We start from the raw sequence: 24090 nt of genomic DNA, 5'->3' as shown, positions 1-24090 counted from the left end.
GAGCGAACATACGCCGTTCAGGCGCCGGGGTGTGCGACCCGGTCGATGACGGCGTCAAGATCCAGCCCGGAGGGCAGCGTACCGAAGGCCCGGCCGCCCTCACCGGACAGCCGGGAGGCGCAGAAGGCGTCGGCGACGGCCGCGGGCGCGTGCCGCACCAGCAGGGAGCCCTGCAGGACCAGCGCCATGTCCTCGGCGAGCCGGCGGGCGCGGGACTCGATGTCGGTCAGGTCGGACAGCGACCTGCGCAGCCGGTCGGCGGCGTCGTCCAGGCGCCGGTCGGCTCCGGAGGCGAGCGCGACCTCGCCCAGGAACGCCTCCAGCGACTCCGGCTCGCGGCCCAGGGCGCGCAGCACGTCCAGCGCCGCCACGTTCCCCGACCCCTCCCAGATGCCGTTCAGCGGCGACTCGCGGAACAGCCGCGGCAGCTGCGACTCCTCCACGTAGCCGTTGCCGCCCAGGCACTCCATCGCCTCGGCCGCGTGGACCGGCGCCCGCTTGCACACCCAGTACTTGCCGACGGCCAGCGCGGTACGGCGCAGCGCGGCCTCGGCGGCGCTGTCGGGGGAGTCCCCGGCGACGGCCCGGTCGGTCGCCCCGGCCAGGCGCGTCATCAGCGCGGTCGCGGCCTCCGACTCCACGGCCAGGTCGGCCAGGACGTTGCGCATCAGCGGCTGCTCGACCAGGCGGCGGCCGAACGCGCCGCGGTGGGAGGCGTGGTGGACCGCCTGGCGCAGGCCGTACCGCATCCCGGCGGCCGAGCCGATCACGCAGTCCAGCCGGGTCATGTTGACCATCTCCAGGATGGTCCGCACGCCCCGGCCCTCCTCGCCGACCCGCCAGGCGACGGCCCCGTGGTACTCCACCTCGGAGCTGGCGTTGGACCTGTTGCCCAGCTTGTCCTTCAGCCGCATCAGGCGCATGGCGTTGCGGGTGCCGCCGGGCAGCACGCGGGGGAGCAGGAAGCAGGTCAGGCCGCCCGGCGCCTGGGCCAGGACGAGGAACACGTCGCACATCGGGGCGGAGTTGAACCACTTGTGGCCGGTGAGGGCGTAGGTCCCGTCGCTCAGCGGCTCGGCCCGGGTGGCGTTGGCTCGCACGTCGGAGCCGCCCTGCTTCTCGGTCATCGCCATCCCGGCCAGCACGCCGCGCTTGGCCGCCGCGGGCCGGAGCCCGAAGTCGTACGCGCGGGAGGCCAGCCGGGGCTCCCACTCGGCGGCCAGCTCCGGGGCGTGGCGCAGCGCCGGGACGGCCGCGTAGGTCATGGAGACCGGGCAGCCGTGCCCGGCCTCGACCTGGCTCCAGACGTAGAACCCGGCGGCCCGGGCCACGTGCGCGCCCGGCCGGGGGTCGGCCCACGGGGCCGCGTGCAGGCCGCCGGCCACCGCCACGGTCATCAGCTCGTGCCAGGCGGGGTGGAACTCGACCTCGTCGATCCGGTGGCCGTAGCGGTCGTGGGTGCGCAGCACCGGCGGGTGCTCGTTGGCCAGCCGCCCCCACTCGGCGGCCTGCTCCGTCCCGGCGAGCGCGCCGAGCCGGCGCAGCTCCTCCAGGGCCCAGCCGGCGCCCTCGCGGGCCAGGCCCTCGGTGAGGGCGGCGTCGGCGGACACGTCGTGACCGGTGAGCGGGGGGACCTGGTTGAAGACGTCGTGGGTCACGTGCGGCCTCCGCGTGAGATCGCCCGGCCCCGTCCTCGCCGGTCGCCGGGGGTTCCGTCTGCCTCTGTCTCGGCATGCGAACGGCCGCATGCCGAGACAGAGGCTATTCGTCCGGATACTGATGGGTAACCCCACGGTCGTCAGGAGCCGTCAGAGGCCGGTGACGATGTCCCTGGCGTAGTCGTCGTCGCTCTCGGCCAGGACCCGCTCGATCCCCGTCCGGGCGCGGGGGTCGCCCCGCCGGGCCAGCCCCCGCGCGGCCTCGGCCACCGTGCCCAGGTCCTCGTCGTCGAGCCGCGCGGCCAGCGCGTCGCGGATCTGCGGGGTGTCCTCCTCCAGGCCGGCCAGGCCCGTGGTCGCCCAGTCGCGCACGTCCGGGTCGGGGTCGGAGGTCATCGAGACGAGCAGCGCCAGTCCCTCGGCGTGGCCGGGCGGCAGGACCGCGGCCAGCGCCGCCGGATCGGCCTCGGTACGGGTCCAGCCCTCGGCGGTGACGATCTCCAGGACCTCGGGCAGCGCGCGCGGGTCGGCGTGGTGGCCGAGCGCGCCGAGCACCGAGCGCAGCACCCGCTCGTCGCCCTCGGTGGCGGCCATCCGCCGCAGCACGGGCAGGCTCTCCTCCAGGAAGGGCCTGGCGTCCTCGGTGAAGCCGTACTGGGAGAGCACGTCGACGGCGAGCTCGCGCCGGCGCGGGTCCTCGCTGACGCACAGGCGCACGGCGTCGTCGAAGGTCTGGCGGTCGCCGCGCTTCTGCAGCGAGGCCGCCACCGTCCACCAGGTCTCCGCCTCCTCGTCGACGTCGCGGTACGGCAGCGCCCGCTCGACCAGCTCGTCGAAGGGCAGCCACTCGCCGGTCGCGCCCTCCAGGAGGGTGGCGACGGCCGCGTGGCCGCGCTGGCACTCCAGCTGGACGGCGGGCCTGCCCTCGCCGTCCACCGCCGTGACGGTCACCAGGTCGGTGCCGTCCTCGGCGCGGGAGCGTCCCACGACGAACTCCGCGTCCTCGGGGGCCTGGTCGGTGACCTGGTCCAGCAGGGCGCTCTCCAGCTGCGTGCCGAGCCAGTCGTAGGCGATGGACAGCGGCGTGTCGCCCTCGCCGTCCGGCCGGGCCGGGTCCGCCCCGGCCTCCAGCAGCGCCCGCACCGCGCCCAGCGCCCCGCGCCGGGCCGCCAGGGTGAGCGGGGTGTCGCCGTCGTCGTTGGCGTCCTCGGCCCCGGCTCCGGCCTCCAGGAGCGCGTGCAGCGCCCCGTCGCGCCCGCCGGCCGCCGCCCAGAGCACGGGCGTCCACCCGCCGGCCTCCCGCCCGGCGGGGTCGGCTCCGGCGGCCAGCAGCGCCTCGACCGCCTCGACGTGCCCGCCGGCCGCCGCCGCGCACAGCGGCAGCCCCTCCTCCTCACCGCCGCTGATCCGGCCCGGGTCGGCCCCGGCCTCCAGCAGGACCCGCACGAGGCCGGCGCGGCCGGCCGCCGCCGCCCGGTAGAGCGCGGTGGGTTCCGCGCCGTCCGCCGGATCGGCGGGCGCGCCCTTGCGCAGCAGGGTCTCGGCCCGCTCGGCGTCGCCGGCGGTAACGGCGTCCAGAAGCTCTCGGTACATGCCTCCGGATCATAGGCGGACCGGGGTCCCCGCCGGTGGAGCGGGACCGCACGGCGCGGTGCCGGCGGGTGCCTGCACCGTCCGGTGGACGGGCGGACTCCTCCTCGGGGAGGAGACCGGCCCGGGGTACTCGCGATATGTTGTGACTTGTGAGTGATCCGGGTGGAATTCGAGCGTCGGACGACGAGCGGGAAGCCGTCGTCGAGCAGCTGCGGGTCGCCTCGGTCGAGGGGCGCCTGACCCTCGGCGAGCTGACCGAGCGCACGGAGGCGGCCTACAGCGCCGTCACCCAGGCCGAGCTTGCCGTCATCACCTCCGACCTGCCGCCGGCCGGTCAGCTCGCGGCACCCGCCCACGCGCCCGCGCCCGCGGGGAAGGGCGGTCGGGCGCGGCGCTGGTTCGTGGCGGTGATGGGCGACTCCAAGCGGCGCGGCAAGTGGCGCATCGACGGCGAGCTCGGTGCGGTGGCCGTGATGGGCGACGTCGTGCTCGACCTGAGGGAGGCCGAGGTCCGCACCGGCGTGGTGGACATCACCGCCACGGCGGTCATGGGCGACGTGAAGGTCATCGTCCCGGACGGGGTGGACGTCGAGCTCGAGGGCATCGCGATCATGGGGGACAAGCGGGTCGACGTGCTCGAGGCGCCCCCCGGTGCGAACGTGCCGCTGATCCGGGTCAGGGCGTTCGCCCTCATGGGCGACGTCAAGGTGATCGGCGACGCCCGGGCCGGGAGGTCCAAGAAGGCCTGGGCCGCCTGGCGGGAGCAGTGGCGCGAGCTGCGAGGGGAGCTGACGGGCGAGCCGTACCGGCAGCTGCCGCCGCCCGCCCCGCACTGGGAGGGGCACCTGGGGCACGCGCCGCACTGGCAGGCGCACCCGCAGCAGGACCCGTACGGCCGGCCGTACCCGCCGCAGCCCCCGGAGCCGCCCCGGGCGCCTCGGTCGTCCCACTCGCCCCACCCGCCGCAGTCCCCCGAGCCGCCGCGCCCGCCGGAGCACTGAGCACGGATTCACCGCGGCGTGCAACGCCCGGCGGGGGCCGGACGGTAGTGATCGGTGATTGCCACCGATCAGTGAGGACTACCGCATGCGTGACCGGGCCGACTTCGAGCGCTACGTCGAGCAGCGCTCGGCCCGTCTGCTGCGCACCGCGTACCTCCTCTGCCGCGACTGGGGCACGGCGGAGGACCTGTTGCAGACGGCGCTGGCCAAGGCGTGGTTCGCCTGGCGCAGGGTCGGGGAGAACCCCGACCCGTACGTGTACCGGATCCTGGCCAACACCCACGCCACCTGGTGGCGGCGGAGGTGGAAGGGCGAGATCCCGACCGAGACGCTCCCGGATGAGGCGGCCCGGGGTCCGGCGGCCGACCCGGCGGCCGGCCTGGGGGCGCGCGACGAGGTGCGCTCGGTGCTCGCGGCGCTGCCCGCCCGGCAGCGGGCCGTGCTGGTCCTGCGCTACTTCGCCGACCTGCCCGACGCGGAGATCGCCGAGGTCCTCGGCTGTTCGGTGGCCACCGTGCGCAGCCAGGCCGCCAGGGCGCTGGCCAAGCTGCGCGTCGATCCCGCGGCCCGGGCCGCGCTCACCTCGGAGCTGAGATGACGATCACTGAGAACGACTTGCGCGACCTTTTCGACACCGACAGCGGCGGCGGTCCCTGCAGGGGCGTGACCGTGGCCGACGTCGACCGGCGGGCCCGCCGCATCAGGCGCCGTCGCCTCGGCGCGGCGGGCGGGGCCGCGGCGGTGGGCCTCGCCGTCGCGGCGGCCTTCACCGTGCCGGCCGGGACCACGGACGTGGTCCCCGAGGACGTCTGGACCGGCGTCATGTCCCAGCCGGAGAAGCGGTACGGCGCCCGCCTGGTCACCACGACCGTCCTGTCCGAGCGCTTCTCCGACATGGGGAGGCGGATCAGGTTCGACGTCCCCGGGCAGGCGCGGAGTCAGCAGACCTGGGTCACGGTGTACTGCCCGCCGGAGGCGGAGGTGCTGCTCTGGGAGGGCGGGAGGTACCACAACGTCTACGTGTGCGATCAGAGGCTGGGCGAAGAGTTCACCGCCGCCCTGTCGACGGTCTCGTCCCGGGAACGGCTGGAGATCGCGGTGGTGCCCGCCGGCTCCGTCGAGAAGCTGGGACGCCCGCTGATCGACGGGGACGACGCGCAGCGGGTCGTGGAGCTCGCGGGCCGCAGCCGCGCCGACATGCGGATCACGATGGACGTCTACCGGAGCGAGCCGTGTCAGAGCGGTCCCGGCTGCCGGTTCGCCGACGAGTCCGTGCCGGCGCCTTCGGGTGGCTACCCGCTAAGCGGTGATTGAGCGCTCGGCCGTCCCCAGGGCCTGTTCGTACCGCTCCAGCAGCACGGAGGCGACCTCCGGGGCCGCGCCGAGCACGTCCGCCACGGTCTTCGCGCCCGCGGCGAGGGTGTTCGCGCGGATCCGGTCGGCGAAGTGGCCGGGGGCCAGCAGGTAGGGGGCCACGACCACGCGGGGGGCCCCGGCGGCCAGCAGCCGCCGGACCTCCGCCTCCGGCGTGGGCGCGGCGGCCGAGGCGTAGGCGGCGGTCGCCGACCACCAGCCGCGCCGGGCCCAGTCGCGGGCGATCCGGGCGACGGTCGCGTTGGCCCGGTGGTCGCTGGAGCCCGCCGAGACCAGCACCACCGCGGTCTCCGGGTCGCCGGCGGCCACGCCCGCTTCGGCCAGCCGCCGCTCCAGGGCGGTGGTCAGCAGCGGGTGCGGGCCCAGCGTCGCGCCCCGGTGCACCCGCAGCCGCGGCTGCCGGGCCGCCGCCTCGGCCAGCGCGCCGGGGATGTCCACCCGGCTGTGGTAGGCCTCGGTGAGCAGCAGCGGCAGCACGGCCGCCTCCGCCTGCCCGGCCAGCACCCCGGCGAGCGTCGGCGGGGCGTGGTCGAGGTAGGCGGCCCGCACCGGGAGCCCCGGTCGCGCCTGCCTCACCAGGTCCAGCAGGTCCTCCACGGTCGCGGCGGCGCGCGGGTCGCGGGACCCGTGCGCCACGGCGATCAGCGGGACCGGCCGGACCCGCGGGAGCGGGGTGCGGCTCACGTGTGGATGCCGCACTCGGTCTTGCCCATCCCGGCCCACCGGCCGCTGCGCGGGTCCTCGCCGGGGGCCACCTGGCGGGTGCAGGGGGCGCAGCCGATCGAGGGGTAGTCGTCGTAGTGCAGCGGGTTGACCAGCACCCCGTTGTCGGCCATGTAGTTGTCGACGTCGTCCTGGGTCCACCGGGCGATCGGGTTGATCTTGACCATCTGGCGCTTGGCGTCCCACTCCACGACCTTGATCCCGGCGCGGGTGCTGGCCTCGTCGCGGCGGATGCCGGACACCCAGGCGAGGTACGGCTCCAGCGCCCGGTTGAGCGGCTCCACCTTGCGCAGGAAGCAGCACAGGTCGGGGTTGCGGCCGAACAGCCGAGGCCCGAGGTCGCGCTCCTGCTCGGCCACCGTCCGGGACGGCCGCACGTCGATCACGTTGACGTCGTAGACCTGCCGGACCGCGTCCCGGGTGCCGATCGTCTCGGCGAAGTGGTAGCCGGTGTCGATGAACAACACGTCCACACCCGGCTTGACCCTGCTGACCAGGTCGATCATCAGCGCGTCGCTCATCGACGCGGTCAGGCAGAGCCGGTCGCCGAAGGTCGCCGCCGCCCAGCGGATGATCTCGATGGCGGGGGCGTCCTCCAGGAACCGCGCGGCGGACTCGACGATGTCCTGCAGGTCGAGCGCGTCGCGCTGCTGGCGTAATCCGATCTCCACGTCCACCAGGGTCATCTCACCACTCCGATTCCGAGAAACTTCAGCTTGAAGGCGCGGGCGCACGAGCGGCAGTACCAGCCGCCGTCGCCCTCGTAGGGCTCCAGGTCCTCTTCACCGCAGTACGGGCAGTGGAACGGGACCGCTCTGCCGCTCACTTGAGGTCCGCGTCGTCGGCCCGCCGCGCCCAGGCGGCGAAGGTCTCGCCCTCGTTCCGCTGCTTCTCGAAGGTGCGCAGCACCCGCTCGACGTAGTCGGGCAGCTCCGCGGCGGTGGCCTTCAGGCCGCGGACCTTCCGGCCGAAGCCGGAGTCGGCGCCGAGCGAGCCGCCCAGCTGGATCTGGAAGCCCTCGACCTGCTCGCCGGCGTCGTTGACCACCAGCTGGCCCTTCAGGCCGATGTCGGCGGTCTGGACGCGCGCGCAGGAGTTGGGGCAGCCGTTGACGTTGATGGTCAGCTGCTCGGTGAAGTCCGGCAGCCGGGCCTCCAGCTCGTCGATCAGGTGGGACGCGGTGTCCTTGGTGTCGACGATCGCCAGCTTGCAGAACTGGATGCCGGTGCAGGCCATCGTCTGGCGGCGGAAGGTGGAGGGGTTGACCTGCAGGTCGTTGGCCTCCAGCTCCGCCACCAGGCCGTCCACCCGGTCGGGGGCGACGTCGAGGACGACCATCTTCTGCTCGATCGTGGTGTGGACCCGGCCGGAGCCGTGCCGCTCGGCGATGTCGGCGATCAGGTGCAGCTTGTCCCCGCTGAGGCGGCCGACCCGGGGCGTGAAGCCGACGTAGAAGTTGCCGTCCTTCTGCGGGAAGACGCCCACGTGGTCGCGGCGCTCGCTGCGCGGCGCCGCGGGAGCGGGGCCGTCGGGCAGGGTGTACCCGAGGTACTCGGATTCGAGAACTTCACGGAATTTCTGGACGCCCCAGTCGCTGACCAGGAACTTCAGCCGCGCCCGGTGGCGCAGGCGGCGGTAGCCGTAGTCGCGGAAGATGCCGATCACGCCGCCGTAGACCTCGGAGGCCTGCTCGGGGGTGACGAAGACGCCCAGGCGCTTGGCGAGCATCGGGTTGGTCGACAGGCCGCCGCCGACCCACAGGTCGTAGCCCGCCTCGCCCCGCTCGTTGACGACGCCGACGAAGGCCACGTCGTTGATCTCGTGCACGGTGCAGTGCGCCGGGCAGCCGCTCAGCGCGGTCTTGAACTTGCGCGGCAGGTTGGAGAAGTCCGGGTTGCCGACGTAGTCGTCGTAGATCCGGCGGACCTGGTCGGTGGCGTCGAGGACCTCGTCGCTGTCGATCCCGGCGAGCGGGCAGCCGATGATGACGCGGGGGACGTCGCCGCAGGCCTCGGTGGTCGACAGGCCCACCGCCTCCAGCCGCTTCCAGATGTCGGGGACCGACTCGATCTCGATCCAGTGGATCTGGATGTTCTGCCGGTCGGTGACGTCGGCGGTGCCGCGGCCGTAGAGGTTGGAGATGTCGGCGATGGTGCGGAGCTGCTCCAGGCTGAGCCGGCCGCCGTCGATGCGGACGCGGAGCATGAAGTAGCGGTCGTCGAGCTCCTCGGGCGCCAGCACCGCGGTCTTGCCGCCGTCGATCCCGGGCCGGCGCTGGGTGTAGAGGCCGTACCAGCGCATCCGGCCCCGCAGGTCGGCCGGGTCGATGGAGTCGAACCCGCCCTTGGAGTAGACGTCGATGATCCGCTGACGGACGTTGAGCCCGTCGTCGTTCTTCTTCAGTTCCTCGTTCTTGTTCAGCGGCTCTCGGTAGCCGAGAGCCCACTGGCCTTCGCCCTTCGGGCGCTTGTGGTGGCGGTTGGCCGGGCGTGCCGGGGTCGTCATGTGTGCGCGTCCTTACGGATGGTGGGAAGACGTGACGGACACGCACAGGCTCCTCCCGCCTCATCGTCGAGTGCGGGGGCCGGTTCTGCTCCGCGGGAAGCGGTTACTCCGGGGAAGAACGCCTGTCGCGCGCCGAGCTGGGTGAAGTCAGCGAAGGGCGACGGTCAACGGGCGTTGCGACAGATCGCGCTGCGGACACGCAGGAGGTCGACGTGGCGTCGCACGACGAGCATGGGGTCCGCTGGCATGTCCATGACGATACCTTGGCGGCCCGGGATGTCCAATATCGGGTCCACACTCTGGACGTGGTCTTGGTCCGGGCTTTGGCTCGAGCCGGGGACCGGCCCCCGGAGGTACGGCCTCAGCCCTGGCGGGGCCAGTCCAGCGGGGACTCCCGGGGCTCGGCGGGGGGCTGGTGCTGGCAGTCGCACCACGACCCGCCCCGGCAGTCCTCGTGGCGGCGGTCCTTGCAGGAGTCGCAGATCATGCCTCCATTGTGCCGCCGGGTCCGTCCCGGCCCCGGGAGGCCCCGCCCCGGGAGGCCCCGCCCCGGGAGGCCCCGCGGCGCGGGCGCGGCCGGAGGGTGCCCCCCGCCCCGCTCCCGGCGGTTTCTCCGCAGGTCGCACGGGCAGCGGAAGGGCGCAGATCATCGCCGGCCGGATTCGTGGGACAGGGCCGCGGGGGAATACCGTTGGATGCCATGACGTCCACTGATGCCTCGGCGCGGCGGCCGGGACCGAAGCGGCGACGGCCGCGGGGCCACTCCAGGCTGCGCCGCCACAGCGCCAGGCTGCGGGCCGGGCTCTCCTGGGTGCGCGGCACCGGCACGTGGGCGCTGGCGGTGGCCACCACGAACGCGGGCGTCGCCTACCGGGTCACCGGCCTGGCGGGGGAGGCGGCCTTCTTCGCGCTGCTGTCGCTCCCGCCGTTCGTGCTGGGCCTGATCGGCGTGGTCGGCCAGCTCACCAAGGTGTTCGGGCCGGAGACCGTGCAGGACGTCAGCCTCTGGATCGACCGGCAGGCCCACCTGCTGTTCACCGACAACGCCGTGGACACCGTCGTCACCCCGCTCATCGACGACGTGCTGAGACCGGAGAACCAGGTCTCGCTGATCTCGCTGGGCTTCGTGCTCGCGCTCTGGTCGGGCTCGCGGGCGCTGTACGTCTACGTGGACCTGATCACGGTGGCCTACGGGCTCGGCGAGGAGCGCGGCATCATCCGCACCCGCCTGATGTCCTTCGGGCTCTACCTCGCGGGCCTGCTGAGCGGCCTGCTGGTCATGCCGGTCCTGGTGCTGGGGCCCGAGGCGCTGCGCGGCACGCTGCCGCGCGACTACGGAGGGCTGGTGGACGTGCTCTACTGGCCGGTGGTGGTCGTCGGATCCGTCTTCTTCCTCACCCTGCTCTACCACGTCAGCGTGCCGGTCCGCACGCGCTGGTGGCGGGAGATGCCCGGCGCCGTGCTGGCGCTCATCATCTGGATCGCCTGCGCCGCGGTGCTGCGCGCGGTGCTGGCCGACTGGTTCACGCCGGTGTCCATCTACGGCTCGCTGGCCTCCCCGATCGCTGTCCTGCTGTGGCTGTACATCACGGCCCTGGCCGTGCTCATCGGCGCCACGCTCAACGCCGAGGTGGACCGGCTCTGGCCCGCCGACGGCACGGGACGGGTCAGCCGCGGGGGACGGTCCGATATCGTCTAAGCGCGACTGGCGCATTTGGTGGAACAACCACCGGGGAGCGGAAAACGGCGGAGGCCGCGCGCCTGGGTCTCCGCGTGTCGTCAACGTAGGCAGGGAGTGAAGGCGCCATGAGTGGTTCTCTTTCCAGCGTCGATCCGCAGATCGCCGATCTGATCAAGGCGGAGGAGCGCCGCCAGACCGACACGGTCAAGCTGATCGCGTCGGAGAACTACGTCTCCAAGGCCGTGCTCGAGGCCACGGGCACCGTGCTCACGAACAAGTACTCCGAGGGCTACCCGGGCAAGCGCTACTACGAGGGCCAGCAGGTCATCGACCAGATCGAGACGCTGGCGATCGAGCGGGCCAAGTCGCTGTTCGGCGTGAACCACGCCAACGTCCAGCCCTACTCCGGCTCGCCCGCGAACCTCGCGATCTACATGGCCTTCCTGCAGCCCGGCGACACCGTGATGGGCATGGGCCTGCCCTTCGGCGGCCACCTCACCCACGGCTGGTCGGTCTCGGCGACCGGCAAGTGGTTCAACCCGGTCCGGTACGGCGTGCGCAAGGACACCGGCCGCGTGGACCTGGACGAGGTCCGCGAGATCGCCCTCCGCGAGCGCCCCAAGCTGATCTTCTGCGGCGGCACCGCGATCCCGCGCACGATCGACTTCCCGGCCTTCGCCGAGATCGCCCGCGAGGTCGGCGCGGTCCTCGCCGCGGACATCGCGCACATCGCCGGCCTGGTGGCCGGCGGCGCGCACCCGTCGCCGGTCGGCCACGCCGACGTCATCTCCACCACCACGCACAAGACGCTGCGCGGCCCGCGCGGCGCCATGCTGATGGCCACCTCCGACGAGCACGCCGCCGCGCTGAACAAGGCCGTCTTCCCCGGCCTGCAGGGCGGCCCGCACAACCACACCACCGCCGCCATCGCGGTGGCGCTCAGGGAGGCCGCCACCGAGGAGTTCAAGGCCTACGCCCACCAGGTCGTCGCCAACGCCCGGGCGCTGGCCGAGGAGCTGAACTCCCGCGGCTTCGACCTGGTCTCCGGCGGCACCGACAACCACCTCATCCTGATGGACCTGACCCCCAAGGGCGTCGGCGGCAAACCCGCCGCCCAGGCCCTGGACCGGGCCGGGCTGGAGACCAACTACAACTCGGTGCCGTTCGACACGCGCAAGCCGTTCGACCCGTCGGGCATCCGGCTGGGCACCGCCGGCGTGACCAGCCGGGGCATGGGCACCGACGAGATGCGGCAGATCGGCGTCTGGATCGACCAGGTCGTCACCGCCCTGGCCAAGGGCGAGGACGAGGCCGAGCACGTCGTCGCCCGCGTGCAGGGCGAGGTGCGCGAGCTGACCTCGCGCTTCCCGGCCCCCGGCCTGTGACCTGACCGCCCGCGCGGCGCGCGGGCGGAAAAGCGTTTGCGGACACCGGCCGGGTCCGCGTTATAGTGGACCCGGCCACATGCCGCCCGGTGATGACGGGTGGCGACGACACGAGAGGGAGGTGAGGACTATGCGGGCCTTTCTGACGACCCCGCCGTCCGTCAACCTCCGGGTGTCCGCCTAGCCGACTTCACAGCGCGGGGCACCCGGTCTTCCACAAAGGGTGTACCCACGTTGTCCTCGTCAGTTCTTCCTGACTTCTACGATCTCTCCTCGCTCGGCTGGAACGACTCCCTCGCCGCCGGGCTCCCCTCCGGGACGCTGCCCGCCCGGGTGGCCCGCGTCGACCGCGGCGCCGCCGAGGTGCTCTGCGCCGAAGGCCAGCTGACCGCCCACTACAGCGCCCGCGTACGGCGGGCCGCCGCCGCCGACCCGGTCGACCTGCCCTGCGTGGGGGACTGGGCCGCGCTCCGCCGGCTCCCCGAGGGGCGCTTCGAACTGGAGGCGCTGCTGCCGCGCCGTACCGCCTTCGTCCGGGGAGGGGTGGGCCGGACCTCGCAGGGCGGCCTGTCCGGTGACTCCCGGGGCCAGGTGCTGGCCGCCAACGTCGACGTCGTCTTCGTCGCCGAGCCCGCCCTGCACGCCACCGACACCGCCGACCTGGGCCGGATCGAGCGGCTGCTCGCCCTGGCCTGGGAGAGCGGGGGGCACCCGGTGGTCCTGGTCACCAAGGCCGACCTGATCGGCGACGGCCTCGGCTTCCTGATGGACGAGGTCGCCTCGGCAGCGCCGGGCGTGGACGTGCACGCCGTCTGCTCCGTCACCGGCGAGGGCGTGGACCTCGTCCGCGGCTACCTGGAGGGCTCCCGCACCGCGGTGGTGCTGGGTGCTTCGGGCGCGGGCAAGTCCACGCTGGTCAACGCCCTGGCCGGGGAGGCGGTGATGGAGACCCAGCAGGTCCGCGCGGGCGACGGCCGGGGCCGGCACACCACGGTGCACCGCGAGCTCATCCCGCTGCCCGGCGGCGGGCTCGTCGTCGACACGCCCGGCATCCGCCGCATCGGCCTGTACGAGATGGGCGAGGGCGTGGAGGCGGTCTTCGCCGACATCGAGGAGCTCGCCGGGGAGTGCAGGTTCGCCGACTGCGGTCACGACAGCGAGCCGGGCTGCGCGGTCGTCGCGGCGATCGAGGACGGCACGCTCCCCGAGCGGCGGCTGGCCAGTTGGCGGAAGCTCCAGCGGGAGGCCGCCTGGATGGCCTCGCGGACCGACGCGCGGCTCCGCAAGGAGCTGCAGAGCAAGTGGAAGGTCATCCACAAGGAGATGCGGAAGCCGGGACGTAACCGGCCCTGACGCAAGGGATCCGGGCCCGAGGGGACGGGCCCGGATGCGACGACGTGTGATCTCGCTGCGGGTTCAGGGGATCAGCGAGATCACACGTACGGGGGGGAAGCCGGGTGGAGGTGTTCAGGCGACGGCGCTGATGCCGGCGCTGGCGGCGCGGCGCATGCGACGACGACGCTCGGAGGCGCGCTCGTCCTCGTTCAGACCGCCCCAGGTGCCGTACTTCTCCGGACGGGACAGCGCGTAGTCCAGGCATTCGGCGCGGACGGGGCACTGGGCGCAGATGGCCTTGGCCTTGCGCTCGCGGATGTCACGCTCGGGCTGACGTTCGCCATCGGGACCGAAGAAGAGCACGAGGTCCTCGCCCCGGCACGCGGCGTCATCCTGCCAGCCCCAGCTGGGCCGAGGACGGGCGGTCTGCCGACGTACCTGAGACATGAGAAAACCACCTTCTAGTGAGAAGAATTTCGGGTTACTGCCGCATTGGACGCTTTTGACATCCTTGGTGCCAACGCGTGGATCAGCCGCGATGTTCCCCGATCAGGCCGGCACGGGCGTGGCGTACCGCACAGACGTGAGCCTGTCCAGCATGACCAGCCGATAGGTGGTGATCGTGTCGGCGCAAGCCGTACCACATGGCGCCGTGAGCGTCATGGGTTCAACCACTACCCGAAAACGAGCGTCGCTACCGCGCACGATGGCCTCGGTGGCTTCGCCGTCCGACCTGGAGGACTCCACGGCCACTCCGCCGACCGAGAGCTCTCCCGTGTGGGCACGGACGAAATGCTCGGCAGCTTGCAGTGGCTCAGGAATGCCCGCGCGCCCCCGGAAACGGTCGAGAACAACCTCGCCGGACCGGTACGCGTCCGCTGCTGCGATCGCAGCAGCCTGAGACATGCTGCCGTAGTAGAGGCCGTGTGGCAAGCACACGAGATTGGCGGCGTAGCGATCGCCGCCAACATGTGATGTTTCCCATGTTCTGTCCGGCCAAACCTCGGCCAGCGAACGAGCTAGGGGAAGTCCAATGCGGGCGCAGCACACGTTGCGCTTCGCGTGCGTGCAGACCAGAAAAACCGGCTCACTCACCAGTATGCAGGACTTGGGGAGCACTCCGGCCGCCAGCGCGTCCAGGTCAAGATCGTCCGGGTCTGCGATCACGGCCTCGGCGAGCCACGGCTCGGGGCCGCGCGCGTCGCCCACCATGACGTGGACGCCGGGTCCCGGGGGCGCCGTCCGGCGGCCCGGCCGGCGGATCAGCTGGGGGCGGACGCCGAGGTTCGTCGCCCGTTCGACGAGGGTGCGCACGTCCTCGGGCAGGTCGCAGTCCTCCAGATGGGACGCCCAGGGCCCGGAGTGCTCGATGAGCAGCCAGAAGCGGGCGCCGACCGTCGCGCTGGCATGGACCGGCATCTGTGCGGTATGGCTGAACGCGGAGTGCGGACATCCCTTCGCCGTCATCCGTGCCCCCTTCCCCGAGCCCTCTCGCTCCCCCTATCCGGGCTTAGGTAAGACTAACCTAACGGTTTCGAGGGTATGGCGGCGGGTTTGAAAAAAGCTCAGCCCCGGTCCGGCTCCTCCGGATAGGCGAGCGCCGCCCGCGCGGCGGGCAGGGCCGCCTCCCGGTCCTGCGGCACCAGGCCGATCCGGGTCCGCCGGTCCAGCAGGTCGGCCGCGTCCAGCGCTCCCTCGTGCCGGACCGCCCAGACGAGCTCGGCCCCGGTGACCCCGGTGGGCAGCGGCTCGGCCAGCGCCGGGTCGCGCTCCATGAGGGCGCGCACGGCCCCGGCCTCGCTGCCGTACCGCCCGGCCAGCCGGTCGGCGGGCCGGGTCCCCGCCGGGACGGCGCCGACCAGGGGCAGCCGCGCCGTACGGCTCGGCCCCGCGTCCAGGCCGCGCGAGCGCACCGCCAGATCGACCGCGTCCTCGGCCATCCGCCGGTAGGTGGTGAGCTTGCCGCCCACGACCGTGACCGCCCCGCCTGCGGAGGCGAGCAGCGCGTGCCGCCGGGACAGGTCGGCGGTGCGCCCCCCGGCGGCCAGCAGCGGGCGCAGCCCGGCGAAGGTCCCGGCCACGTCCTGGCGCCGGACCGGGGCCTCCAGCACCGAGTCGAGCACGTCCAGCAGGAACGCGACGTCCTCCTCGGGGGCCTCCGGCACGTCCGGGACCGGCCCCTCCACCGGCTCGTCGGTCAGCCCGACGTAGACCCGCCCGTCGGCCTGGGGCAGGACCAGCGCGAAGCGGTTGCCCGTTCCCGGGATCGGCACGTGCAGGCCGGCCCGCAGCCCCGGCAGGGTCTCGGGGCGGAGCACCAGATGGGTGCCGCGCGACGGGCGCAGCCGGATCCGCGGGTCGAGCCCGGCGGCCCAGACTCCGGCGGCGTTGATCACCGCCCGCGCCCGGATCGTGGCGGTCTCCCCGGTGAGCTCGTCGCGGACCCGCGCCCCGGCGCCGTCCAGCTCCAGCGCCCGGCACCGGGTCAGGATCGCCGCGCCGTGCGCGGCGGCCGTCCTGGCCAGCGCCACCACCAGCCGGGCGTCGTCGACCAGCCGCCCGTCCCAGGACAGCAGCGCCCCGCGCAGGCCGCCGGCCCGCAGCGGGGCGGCCAGCTCGCGCGCCCGTCCGGTAGAGATCCGGGACGGGCCGGGCAGCAGGCGGCGCGGCGTGCGCGCGGCGGCGCGCAGCCCGTCGCCGAGCCGGTAGCCGGCCATCACCGTCGCCGCCTGCCGTCGGGAGACCTCCGGGGTCAGCGGGAGCAGGTACGGCTGGGCCCGCACCAGGTGCGGCGCGGTGCGGGCGAGCAGGGCGCCGCGCTCCACCGCGCTCTCGTGCGCCACCCCGAGCTGCCCCCTGGCGAGGTAGCGCAGGCCGCCGTGGATCATCTTGGAGCTCCACCGCGAGGTGCCGAAGGCCAGGTCGAAGGCGTCGACCGCGGCCACCGACAGGCCGCGCGAGGCGGCGTCGAGGGCCGCGCCGGCGCCGGTGGCGCCCAGCCCGACCACCAGCACGTCGACGGTCCGGCCGCCGGCCAGCTCGGCGAGCTCGCGGGAGCGGCGGGCGGCGTTGAGGGAGGAGTTCACCGAGACCTCCGGAGGATGCCCCGGCCTTCAGGCCGGGGAGGAATCCTGACCCCGCCAGGGGCAGCCCGGCGAAGCCGGGACAGCCCAAAGCGCGAAGCGCGCATACGTCCCCCCATTTGCTTACGGATCATGCTGCATTTCAGTAAAATGAAAACATGCGTACGGCGTACAAGGTGCGGATCTACCCCACCTCCGAACAGACGGCGGTGCTCAACCGCACGTTCGGGTGCGTACGCCTGGTCTGGAACAAGGTCCTGGCGTGGCGGCACGCCCGCTACCACACACAGGGCGTGAAGACCTCCTACGCCGAGACCGACCGGTACCTGACCGCGCTCAAGCGGGAGCCGGAGCACGGGTTCTTGTTCGAGGTGTCCTCGGTGCCGCTTCAGCAGGCGCTGCGGCACCAGTACACGGCGTTCGTGAACTTCTTCGCCGGGCGCGCCCGCTACCCCCGCTACAAGTCCCGGCACGGCAAGCAGTCGGCCACCTACACCCGTTCGGCGTTCCGCTGGCGCGACGGGCGGCTGCACCTGGGCAAGATGGACGGCCCGCTGATGTTCGTGTGGTCCTGGCCCGACATCGACGTGACCACGCTGAACCCGACCACGGTGACCATCTCCCGCGACCCGGACGGCCGCTGGTACGCCTCCCTGGCGGTCGAGATCGACGCCGAGCCGGAGCCGCTGCCCGCCACCGGCCGGGCCGTCGGCGTCGACCTGGGCGTGAAGGACTTCGCCGTCAACAGCGACGGCGAGCGCATCCGCAACCCGCGTCACCTGGAGCGCAAGGTCCGGAACCTGGCCCGCTACCAGCGCCGCATGGCCCGCAAGCAGCGCGGGTCGAACAACCGCGCCAAGGCCAAGGCCAAGGTCGCCCGCACTCATGCGAAGGTCCGCGACGCCCGGCAGGATTTCCTGCACAAGGCCAGCACGCGGCTGGTCCGCGACCACGACGTGATCGCGATCGAAGACCTCAACGTGCGCGGCATGGTCCGCAACCGGTCCCTGGCCCGCGCCATCTCCGATTGCGGGTGGGGTGAGTTCCGCCGCCTGCTGGAGTACAAGTGCGAGCGGTACGGCCGCCGCCTGGTCGTCATTGACCGCTGGCACCCCACGTCCAAGACCTGCAGCGCGTGCGGGCACCTGCTCGCCGAGCTGTCGCTTTCCACCCGGCACTGGACGTGCCCAACCTGCCGCACCCGGCACGACCGGGACATCAACGCGGCGAAGAACATCCTGGCCGCTGGTCAAGCGGTGTCTGCCTGTGGAGCTGATGTAAGACATTCCGGGTCCTCCCGGGTGCGGTCGGCTGTGAAGCAGGAAGCCCAGTCCGCGAGGACTGGAATCCCTCGCCTTTAGGCGGGGGAGGAAGTCAAGGCGACAGGTACCTCTCCAGGAGGGCGGTGAGTTCGGCGTCCAGCGCGTCCTCGGTGACCGGGTCCGGCGCGGCGGGGCCGGGGCCGTCCAGAGCGTCCGGGTCCGGCGCGTCCGGGGCGGCGGGGGCAGGTCCGCCCGGGACGGCCGGGTCGAGCATGGTGGCGCCGGACAGCAGGAACGACTGCGCGGTCAGCAGCACGGCCCTGGCCTGGGCGCGCGCGTCGCCGGGCCGTACGGTGCCGGCCGCCCGGCCCCGGGTGATCGCCGACTCGACGAGGGCGAGCATGGCGTCGTGGCTGGAGCCCCGGCGGTCCAGCAGGTACGGCAGGAGCAGCTCGGGGTCCACCTCGACGATCTTGCGCCAGAGCGGGTGGCCGCGCAGCGCCCGGACCGACCCGACGGCGGCGGTGACCGGGTCGTCGCCGGCGAAGCGGCCCGCGACCTCGACCCACTCCCGGGTCATCAGGTCGGCGACCAGGCTCCGCACGTCGGGCCAGTGGCGGTAGACGGTCATCCGGGACAGCCCCGCCCGGCGGGCCACGTCGGTGAGCGTGGTGCGCCGTACCCCGACGGCGAGCACGACCTCGCGCGCCGCGTCGAGGAGCGCGTCGGTGGAGCCCTTCGCCGGGCCGGTCTCGTTGTGACGGTTGGACGTCATATGTCACAGTGTAGGGGTGGAGACTCCGAAGACCGCCGCCGAACCGATGCTCTGGTCCGGCTGGGGCGACCCCGCCCGGGCCGCCGACCTGCCCGAGCCGGTCCGCGGCCTGCTGGCGGACCTGCTGGGCGTGCGCCCGCCCGCGAGCCCTCCGGTCCGCCTGGACGAGGTGCGGCTGCCCGCCCCGGCGCTGCCCGGGGAGGTCCTCGACGAGCTGCGCGGCGCGGTCGGCCCCGGCCACGTGCGCTGCGACGACGAGGCGAGGATCCGGCGCACCCGGGGCAGGTCCACGCCCGACCTGCTGCGCCTGCGCGCCGGGGACGGCTCCGACGCGCCCGACGCGGTGGTGCTGCCCGGCTCGCACGCCGAGGTGCTGGAACTGCTGCGGATCTGCGCCGCGCACCGGGTCGCGGTGGTCCCGTTCGGCGGGGGCACCTCCGTCGTCGGCGGCCTGACCGCGACCCGGGAGGGCTTCGCCGGGGTGGTCGCCCTCGACCTGGCCCGGCTGAACCGGCTGGTCGCGGTGGACACCGAGTCCATGGTCGCGGAGCTGGAGCCCGGCCTGCGCGCGCCGCAGGCGGAGGAGCTGCTCGCCGCCCGGGGCCTCACACTGGGCCACTTCCCGCAGTCGTTCGAGTACGCCACGCTGGGCGGCTTCGCCGCGGCCCGCTCCAGCGGACAGGCCTCCGCCGGATACGGCCGTTTCGACGACATGGTCGTCGGCCTGACCGCGGCCACCCCGCGCGGCACCCTGGAACTGGGCCGCGCGCCCAAGTCCGCGGCCGGTCCGGACCTGCGCCAGGTGGTGCTCGGCTCGGAGGGCGCCTTCGGGGTGATCACCTCGCTCCGGCTGCGGGTGCGGCCGGCCCCCGCCGCCCGGATCTACGAGGGCTGGCGGTTCGCCTCCTTCGCGGAGGGCACGGCCGCGCTGCGACGCCTGGCCCAGGACGGTCCCGTCCCCACCGTGCTGCGCCTGTCCGACGAGACGGAGACGATGGTCGGCCTGGCCAGGCCGGGTGAGATCGGCGGCGCGGCGGCCGAGGGGGGCTGCCTGGTGATCGCCGGCTACGAGGGGGAGGCGGCCGAGGCGGCCGGGCGCCGCGACCGGGCCGCCGAGGCGCTGGCCGGCCTCGGCGGGACCTGCCTGGGGCCCGGGCCCGGCGACGCCTGGGAGCGCGGCCGCTACTCCGCCCCCTACCTGCGCGATTCGCTGCTCGCCGCCGGCGCCACCGTGGAGACGCTGGAGACGGCCGCCTTCTGGTCCGGCCTGCCCCGCCTCTACGACGCCGTACGGCTGGCGCTGCACGGCGCGCTCGGCTCGCCGCTGGTGATGTGCCACATCTCCCACGTGTACGCCACCGGCGCCTCGCTCTACTTCACCGTCGTCACGGCGCAGAGCGGCGACCCGCTCGCCCAGTGGGCGGCGGCCAAGCGGGCGGCCAATGAGGCGATCGTCGCGGCGGGCGGCACGATCTCGCACCACCACGGCGTCGGCCGCGACCACCGCGAGGCCTACGCCGCCGAGATCGGCGAGCTGGGCGTGGAGGTCCTGCGCGGGATCAAGGAGCGGCTCGACCCCGCCGGTGTGCTCAACCCCGGGGTGCTGATCCCCTGACCGCGCCGGTCCGCCCGTCGTGCCGGTCTTCCGGCCCGGCCCGTCACGGGACCGGGCCGGGTCCTGCGGAGGGCTCCCGCCAGGCCCGTCCGGGTAGGGGCCCGGTGCAGACCGGCCCGTCAGCCGGGCGGGCCCGCCGGGTCCGGCGGGCACGAAGGGGGCCGGTCGGAGGCGGGCCAGACGTACGGCAGGTCGTCCGGCTCGTCGCCGAAGGCGGGGCGGTACAGCTCGGGGGCCTTGCGCAGCAGCGACGAGCGGTGGCTGCGGTGGAAGGCCGGGTCCCCCAGCCAGGGCGGCAGCTCGCCGGCGGCCGCCAGCTCCGGCTGGGAGCGGGGGGAGGCGACGCCGCAGCGCTCGGCCAGCTCTCCCGCCATGGTGGCCGAGCAGGTGTCGGCCCGGCCCGTGGAGCACCAGTGGCCGCAGATCTGCAGGCCGTACCGGACCAGGGCCTCCTCGTAGCCGGTCCACATCTTCACCGCGGGGTGGTTGCGCCAGCCGTACCCGTGGACGGTCAGCGCGCGCAGGATCTGCAGCGTCTCGACCCGCTGCTTGCCGAGGCGGAGCGGGTCGAGGACGCGCGCGGTGGCGTCGAAGTCCGGGTAGGGGAGGAAGGTCTGCATCGCCCCTCCTGTCATCGATCGCCTTCGGCGTGGCGGCCCCCGCCTTCCGGCCGGGGTCCCTGTCACATCACGATCACCTGGCGGACCGCCTCGCCGGTGTGCAGGCGGTCGAAGCCCTCGTTCACCTCATCCAGCGTAAGCCGGTGCGACAGCAGGGCGTCCACCGGGAGGACCCCGGCGCGGTACATGCCGACGAAGCGCGGCACGTCCCGGCGCGGGACGCACGAGCCGAGGTAGCTGCCGCGCAGCGTGCGCTCCTCGGCCACCAGGCTGAGCGCGGGCAGGGTGAGTTCGCGGGAGGGGTCGGGCAGGCCGACGGTGACCGTCGTGCCGCCCCGCGCGGTGGCCCGGTAGGCCTGCTCCAGGACCGGGACGACCCCGGTGGTGTCGACGACCTTCTCCGCCCCGCCGCCGGTGATCTCCCGGACCGCCTCGACGGCGTCCGGGCCGCCCGCGACGGTGTGCGTCGCGCCGAGCCTGCGCGCCAGCTCCAGTTTCGACTCCACGACGTCCACCGCGACCAGGGTGGACGCCCCGGCGGCCCTGGCGGCCAGCAGCGCGGCCAGTCCCACGCCGCCCAGGCCGAACACCGCGACGCCGTCGCCGGGGGAGACCCGGGCGCTGTGGAACGCGGCCCCCGCCCCGGTCAGCACGGCGCAGCCGAACAGGGCGGCGATCTCGAAGGGCAGCTCGGGGTCGATCTTCACCGCGGAGCGGGCCGAGACCACGGTGTACTCCGAGAAGGCCGAGACGCCGAGGTGGTGCCGGGGGCGGGTGCCGTCGGCGGCGGTGAAGCGCAGGCCGCCGCCGAGCAGGGTGCCGTCCCCGTTGGCCGCGGCGCCCGGCCCGCACAGCGCGGGACGGCCCGCCGCGCAGTGCGGGCAGTGCCCGCAGGCGGGCACGAACGCCAGCACCACGTGGTCGCCGGGGGCGAACCCGGTGCCCTGGCCGGCCTCCACGACCTCGCCCGCGGCCTCGTGTCCGAGGGCCATCGGCAGCGGCCGGAGCCGGGAGCCGTTGACCACCGACAGGTCGGAGTGGCACAGACCCGCCGCGCGGACCCGGATGAGCAGCTCCCCGGGGCCGGGCGCCTCGAGCGCCAGCGGCATGACCTCCAGGGGGCGCGACGAGGCGTACGGGGCCGGGCGGCCCGACTCGACGAGGACGGCGGCGCGGGTGGACGTGCTCATCTAAATGATCACCAGTTTCTCCATCGCGGCGCGCAGCGGCGCCGGGATCTCGCTGGGCCGCCGGGTCTCCCGGTCCACGAACACGTGGACGAAGTGCCCCTCGGCCACGACCGTCTCGCCGTCCTCGCGGAACAGGCCGAGCTCGTAGCGGACGCTGGAGCGGCCGAGCCTGCCGATCCTGAGGCCGACCCGGACGGGCTCGGGGAAGGAGACCGACGCCCTGTAGACGCAGTGCGACTCCACGCACAGGCCGATGGCGTCGCCCTCGTGGATGTCGAGACCCGCCGTCCTGATCAGCCAGGTGTTGATCACCGTGTCCATCAGCGAGTAGTGGACGGCGTTGTTCATGTGGCCGTAGACGTCGTTGTCCTTCCACCGTGTGGGGACCGTCTCCCAGTGCGCGTACACGGACAGAACTATATTCCAGAGTGGGCGGCCGGAGGGCGCGGGGGTGGATCACCGATCTCCGTCCTGGTCCGGGGCTTCCGGGAGGCCGGTGCGTTACCGAAGAGAATGTGCCATGTCATCTCTTCTCGCCCATCGGATGATCTGTCCAACCTAAGATCGTCCGATGTGACGGCTTACGGATTTCCCCCCGCGCTCACGCTGGAGCCCTCCGACCCGGTCGAGCTCGGCCCCTACCGCATCGCCGGGCGGCTCGGCACCGGCGGCATGGGCACGGTCTACCTCGCCGAGGGGCCGTCCGGACCGGTGGCGGTCAAGGTGATCAACCGGCACCTGGCCGCGGACCCGGAGTTCGCGGCACGGTTCCGGGGAGAGGTGGCCGCCGCGCGCAGGGTCAGCCGGTTCTGCACCGCCCCGGTGCTGGACGCCCGGCTGGAGGGCGAGCCGCTCTGGGTGGTCACCGAGTACGTCGCGGGGCCCGACCTCGCCCGGTTGCTGCGCGAGCAGGGCCCGCTGACCGGGTCCAACCTGGAGGCGCTGGCCGTCGGGGTGGCGACCGCCCTCACCGCGATCCACGACGCGGGCGTGGTCCACCGCGATCTCAAGCCCGCCAACGTGCTGCTCTCCCCGCTCGGCCCGCGGGTGATCGACTTCGGCATCGCCCGCGCCCTGGACGCGGGCAGGGGGCAGACCGTCACCGGCGCGATCCTGGGCACGCCGGAGTACATGGCGCCGGAGCTGGTCTCCGGAGGCGGCGCGGGCCCGCCCGCCGATGTCTTCGCCTGGGGTTGCGTGGTGGCCGCGGCCGCGACCGGTGCCTCGCCGTTCGCCTCCAGGACGGTGCCGGAGGCGCTCTACCGGGTGGTCCACGACACCCCGGACCTCGGCTTCCTCGACGCCGGCCTGCGCGGGCTGGTCGGGGCGGCCCTGGACAAGGACCCCGCGGCCCGGCCGACGGCCCGGGAACTGCTGTCCGGGCTGGTCGGGGGGAAGGAGGCCGAGGACACCGCCCGGGTGGCGGGCACGGTCCGGCTCGACCTGTCCGGCCTGGCCGGGCCGACCGCCAGGGTGCCCGCCGGGGAGGAGCCCGGCAGGCGGTCCCGGCTCCCGCGCCGGCCGTACCTGGTGGGCGGGGCGGTGGCCGGGGCGCTGCTGCTGGCGGCGGCCGGAGTGCTCGGCGCCCGGATGCTCGGGCAGGGGCCGCCGGAGAGCGCCGACGTGCTGTACCAGGACGACTTCGGCGACGACAAGTCCGGCTGGTACAACAGCAGCGGCATCGGCGGCGACGTCCCCCACGGCTACACCGGGGACGGGCGCTTCACCATGGCCACCGACTTCTCGAACGCGACCCGGTCGAACAACGCGCCGGTCAACGCCGAGGCTCCGGAGCACGTGCTGGTCAGCGTCAGGGCCGCCCTCGCCGCCGGGAACCCGTCCGGCGCGTGGAGCGGGGTCTACTGCCAGTACGCGCCTGAGGAGGACTACTTCTTCTACGTCGCGGAGGTCAGCCCCGGCGGGCGCGCGCGCATCCGCAGGAGCACCACCGAGGCCTCCTGGAACCTGACCCCCGACATCCCGATCCCGGACTTCAAGAAGGACGGGGCGGTGCTGCGGCTGGAGTGCGAGCGGGACGGCGGCCGGATCCGGGCGAGGTTCTGGGTGGACGACCACCTGGTGGGCGACGTGGTCGACGAGGACGTGGCGAAGGCGAACGGCAAGCCCCTGTTCGGGATCTACGTCACCAAGTGGCAGGGAGGTGAAACCGAGACCCGCACCTACTTCGACGACTTCCGGATCGGCCGCCTCCCCTGAACGGGTGCTCTTCCCGGAGTGGCCGGCTTCCCCGAACGGGCGCACGCGTGCATGATCGCGGCCAGAATATGAC

24 protein-coding genes and 1 riboswitch are annotated in these 24090 nt (G+C 73.7%); of the genes, 9 read left to right on the top strand and 15 right to left on the bottom strand.

The window, feature by feature from the left end; all coding sequences use genetic code 11:
• Positions 1-17 precede the first annotated feature (17 nt).
• On the bottom strand, positions 18-1658 hold the full coding sequence (locus tag IEZ06_RS14725; RefSeq protein ID WP_229798153.1) for an isovaleryl-CoA dehydrogenase: 1641 nt from the start codon (positions 1656-1658) through the stop codon (positions 18-20).
• Between the two features lie 150 nt (positions 1659-1808).
• The gene (locus IEZ06_RS14720) at positions 1809-3251 is read right to left on the bottom strand and encodes an ankyrin repeat domain-containing protein (RefSeq protein WP_189237256.1); all 1443 of its coding nucleotides are present in this window, start codon (positions 3249-3251) and stop codon (positions 1809-1811) included.
• A gap of 149 nt (positions 3252-3400) precedes the next feature.
• Between IEZ06_RS14720 and IEZ06_RS14715 the strand changes: the two genes are divergently transcribed.
• The 3 genes from IEZ06_RS14715 to IEZ06_RS14705 all read left to right on the top strand — a co-directional run bounded on the left by IEZ06_RS14715 (position 3401) and on the right by IEZ06_RS14705 (position 5566).
• Entirely contained in the window at positions 3401-4252 is an 852-nt protein-coding gene (locus IEZ06_RS14715) for a DUF1707 SHOCT-like domain-containing protein (protein ID WP_189237255.1), read from the top strand.
• An 85-nt stretch (positions 4253-4337) separates the two neighbouring features.
• Entirely contained in the window at positions 4338-4850 is a 513-nt protein-coding gene (locus IEZ06_RS14710) for a SigE family RNA polymerase sigma factor (protein WP_189237254.1), read from the top strand.
• On the top strand, positions 4847-5566 hold the full coding sequence (locus IEZ06_RS14705; RefSeq protein WP_189237253.1) for a hypothetical protein: 720 nt from the start codon (positions 4847-4849) through the stop codon (positions 5564-5566). The genes IEZ06_RS14710 and IEZ06_RS14705 overlap by 4 nt, the downstream gene beginning before the upstream one ends.
• On the opposite strand, the gene IEZ06_RS14700 is transcribed toward IEZ06_RS14705, so the two are convergent.
• The 6 genes from IEZ06_RS14700 to IEZ06_RS37170 all read right to left on the bottom strand — a co-directional run bounded on the left by IEZ06_RS14700 (position 5552) and on the right by IEZ06_RS37170 (position 9341).
• Positions 5552-6310: a sirohydrochlorin chelatase gene (locus IEZ06_RS14700; RefSeq protein ID WP_229798151.1), complete on the bottom strand. Its 759-nt coding sequence runs from the start codon at positions 6308-6310 to the stop codon at positions 5552-5554. The genes IEZ06_RS14705 and IEZ06_RS14700 overlap by 15 nt on opposite strands.
• Positions 6307-7035, bottom strand: a complete 729-nt coding sequence (locus IEZ06_RS14695; RefSeq protein WP_189237252.1) for a phosphoadenylyl-sulfate reductase — start codon at positions 7033-7035, stop codon at positions 6307-6309. The genes IEZ06_RS14700 and IEZ06_RS14695 overlap by 4 nt, the downstream gene beginning before the upstream one ends.
• The gene (locus tag IEZ06_RS14690) at positions 7032-7175 is read right to left on the bottom strand and encodes an Insertion element protein (protein ID WP_068895933.1); all 144 of its coding nucleotides are present in this window, start codon (positions 7173-7175) and stop codon (positions 7032-7034) included. The genes IEZ06_RS14695 and IEZ06_RS14690 overlap by 4 nt, the downstream gene beginning before the upstream one ends.
• Positions 7172-8854: a nitrite/sulfite reductase gene (locus IEZ06_RS14685; RefSeq protein ID WP_189237251.1), complete on the bottom strand. Its 1683-nt coding sequence runs from the start codon at positions 8852-8854 to the stop codon at positions 7172-7174. The genes IEZ06_RS14690 and IEZ06_RS14685 overlap by 4 nt, the downstream gene beginning before the upstream one ends.
• 164 nt (positions 8855-9018) lie before the next feature.
• The gene (locus IEZ06_RS37645) at positions 9019-9102 is read right to left on the bottom strand and encodes a putative leader peptide (protein WP_373293860.1); all 84 of its coding nucleotides are present in this window, start codon (positions 9100-9102) and stop codon (positions 9019-9021) included.
• Positions 9103-9215: 113 nt separating this feature from the next.
• Positions 9216-9341, bottom strand: a complete 126-nt coding sequence (locus IEZ06_RS37170) for a hypothetical protein (protein ID WP_268245601.1) — start codon at positions 9339-9341, stop codon at positions 9216-9218.
• A gap of 213 nt (positions 9342-9554) precedes the next feature.
• On the opposite strand from IEZ06_RS37170, the gene IEZ06_RS14680 reads away from it, so the two are divergent.
• From IEZ06_RS14680 to rsgA, 3 genes are all read left to right on the top strand, one after another.
• Positions 9555-10553, top strand: a complete 999-nt coding sequence (locus IEZ06_RS14680) for a YihY/virulence factor BrkB family protein (protein ID WP_229798149.1) — start codon at positions 9555-9557, stop codon at positions 10551-10553.
• Positions 10546-10628: riboswitch (ZMP/ZTP riboswitch) on the top strand. Its footprint overlaps the gene before it by 8 nt.
• Positions 10629-10660: 32 nt before the next feature.
• Positions 10661-11920, top strand: coding sequence for a serine hydroxymethyltransferase (gene glyA / locus IEZ06_RS14675; RefSeq protein ID WP_189237249.1), 1260 nt, complete (start codon positions 10661-10663; stop codon positions 11918-11920).
• A gap of 234 nt (positions 11921-12154) precedes the next feature.
• Positions 12155-13273: a ribosome small subunit-dependent GTPase A gene (gene rsgA / locus IEZ06_RS14670; protein WP_189237248.1), complete on the top strand. Its 1119-nt coding sequence runs from the start codon at positions 12155-12157 to the stop codon at positions 13271-13273.
• Positions 13274-13387: 114 nt separating this feature from the next.
• Here the strand turns inward: rsgA and IEZ06_RS14665 are convergent, their stop codons facing one another.
• The 3 genes from IEZ06_RS14665 to IEZ06_RS14655 all read right to left on the bottom strand — a co-directional run bounded on the left by IEZ06_RS14665 (position 13388) and on the right by IEZ06_RS14655 (position 16341).
• Positions 13388-13702, bottom strand: a complete 315-nt coding sequence (locus IEZ06_RS14665; RefSeq protein WP_012893126.1) for a WhiB family transcriptional regulator — start codon at positions 13700-13702, stop codon at positions 13388-13390.
• Between the two features lie 102 nt (positions 13703-13804).
• Positions 13805-14722, bottom strand: coding sequence for a sucrase ferredoxin (locus tag IEZ06_RS14660; protein WP_189237247.1), 918 nt, complete (start codon positions 14720-14722; stop codon positions 13805-13807).
• A 98-nt stretch (positions 14723-14820) separates the two neighbouring features.
• Positions 14821-16341, bottom strand: coding sequence for a glycerol-3-phosphate dehydrogenase/oxidase (locus IEZ06_RS14655; RefSeq protein ID WP_189237246.1), 1521 nt, complete (start codon positions 16339-16341; stop codon positions 14821-14823).
• Between the two features lie 155 nt (positions 16342-16496).
• Here IEZ06_RS14655 and IEZ06_RS14650 point away from each other — a divergent pair, with 155 nt between their 5' ends.
• A complete protein-coding gene (locus tag IEZ06_RS14650) occupies positions 16497-17699 on the top strand; it encodes an RNA-guided endonuclease InsQ/TnpB family protein (RefSeq protein WP_189237245.1) in 1203 nt (400 codons plus the stop codon).
• 13 nt (positions 17700-17712) lie between these two features.
• Here the strand turns inward: IEZ06_RS14650 and IEZ06_RS14645 are convergent, their stop codons facing one another.
• Positions 17713-18375, bottom strand: coding sequence for a TetR/AcrR family transcriptional regulator (locus IEZ06_RS14645; protein ID WP_203871930.1), 663 nt, complete (start codon positions 18373-18375; stop codon positions 17713-17715).
• Between the two features lie 46 nt (positions 18376-18421).
• On the opposite strand from IEZ06_RS14645, the gene IEZ06_RS14640 reads away from it, so the two are divergent.
• Positions 18422-19990, top strand: a complete 1569-nt coding sequence (locus IEZ06_RS14640) for an FAD-binding oxidoreductase (protein WP_189237325.1) — start codon at positions 18422-18424, stop codon at positions 19988-19990.
• A gap of 119 nt (positions 19991-20109) precedes the next feature.
• On the opposite strand, the gene IEZ06_RS14635 is transcribed toward IEZ06_RS14640, so the two are convergent.
• The 3 genes from IEZ06_RS14635 to IEZ06_RS14625 all read right to left on the bottom strand — a co-directional run bounded on the left by IEZ06_RS14635 (position 20110) and on the right by IEZ06_RS14625 (position 22208).
• The gene (locus IEZ06_RS14635; RefSeq protein WP_189237244.1) at positions 20110-20610 is read right to left on the bottom strand and encodes an MSMEG_6728 family protein; all 501 of its coding nucleotides are present in this window, start codon (positions 20608-20610) and stop codon (positions 20110-20112) included.
• A 62-nt stretch (positions 20611-20672) separates the two neighbouring features.
• The gene (locus IEZ06_RS14630) at positions 20673-21800 is read right to left on the bottom strand and encodes a zinc-binding dehydrogenase (protein WP_189237243.1); all 1128 of its coding nucleotides are present in this window, start codon (positions 21798-21800) and stop codon (positions 20673-20675) included.
• Positions 21801-22208, bottom strand: coding sequence for an acyl-CoA thioesterase (locus tag IEZ06_RS14625; protein ID WP_189237242.1), 408 nt, complete (start codon positions 22206-22208; stop codon positions 21801-21803). It lies immediately after the preceding gene.
• Between the two features lie 165 nt (positions 22209-22373).
• Between IEZ06_RS14625 and IEZ06_RS36300 the strand changes: the two genes are divergently transcribed.
• On the top strand, positions 22374-24017 hold the full coding sequence (locus IEZ06_RS36300) for a serine/threonine-protein kinase (RefSeq protein ID WP_229798147.1): 1644 nt from the start codon (positions 22374-22376) through the stop codon (positions 24015-24017).
• The last annotated feature ends 73 nt before the right edge of the window (positions 24018-24090 follow it).

It is taken from the genome of Planomonospora antibiotica (genome assembly GCF_014647955.1).
Classification (GTDB): domain Bacteria; phylum Actinomycetota; class Actinomycetes; order Streptosporangiales; family Streptosporangiaceae; genus Planomonospora; species Planomonospora parontospora.
The sequence above is the reverse complement of the archived record's forward strand: the minus strand, read 5'-3'. Positions and strand labels throughout refer to the sequence as shown.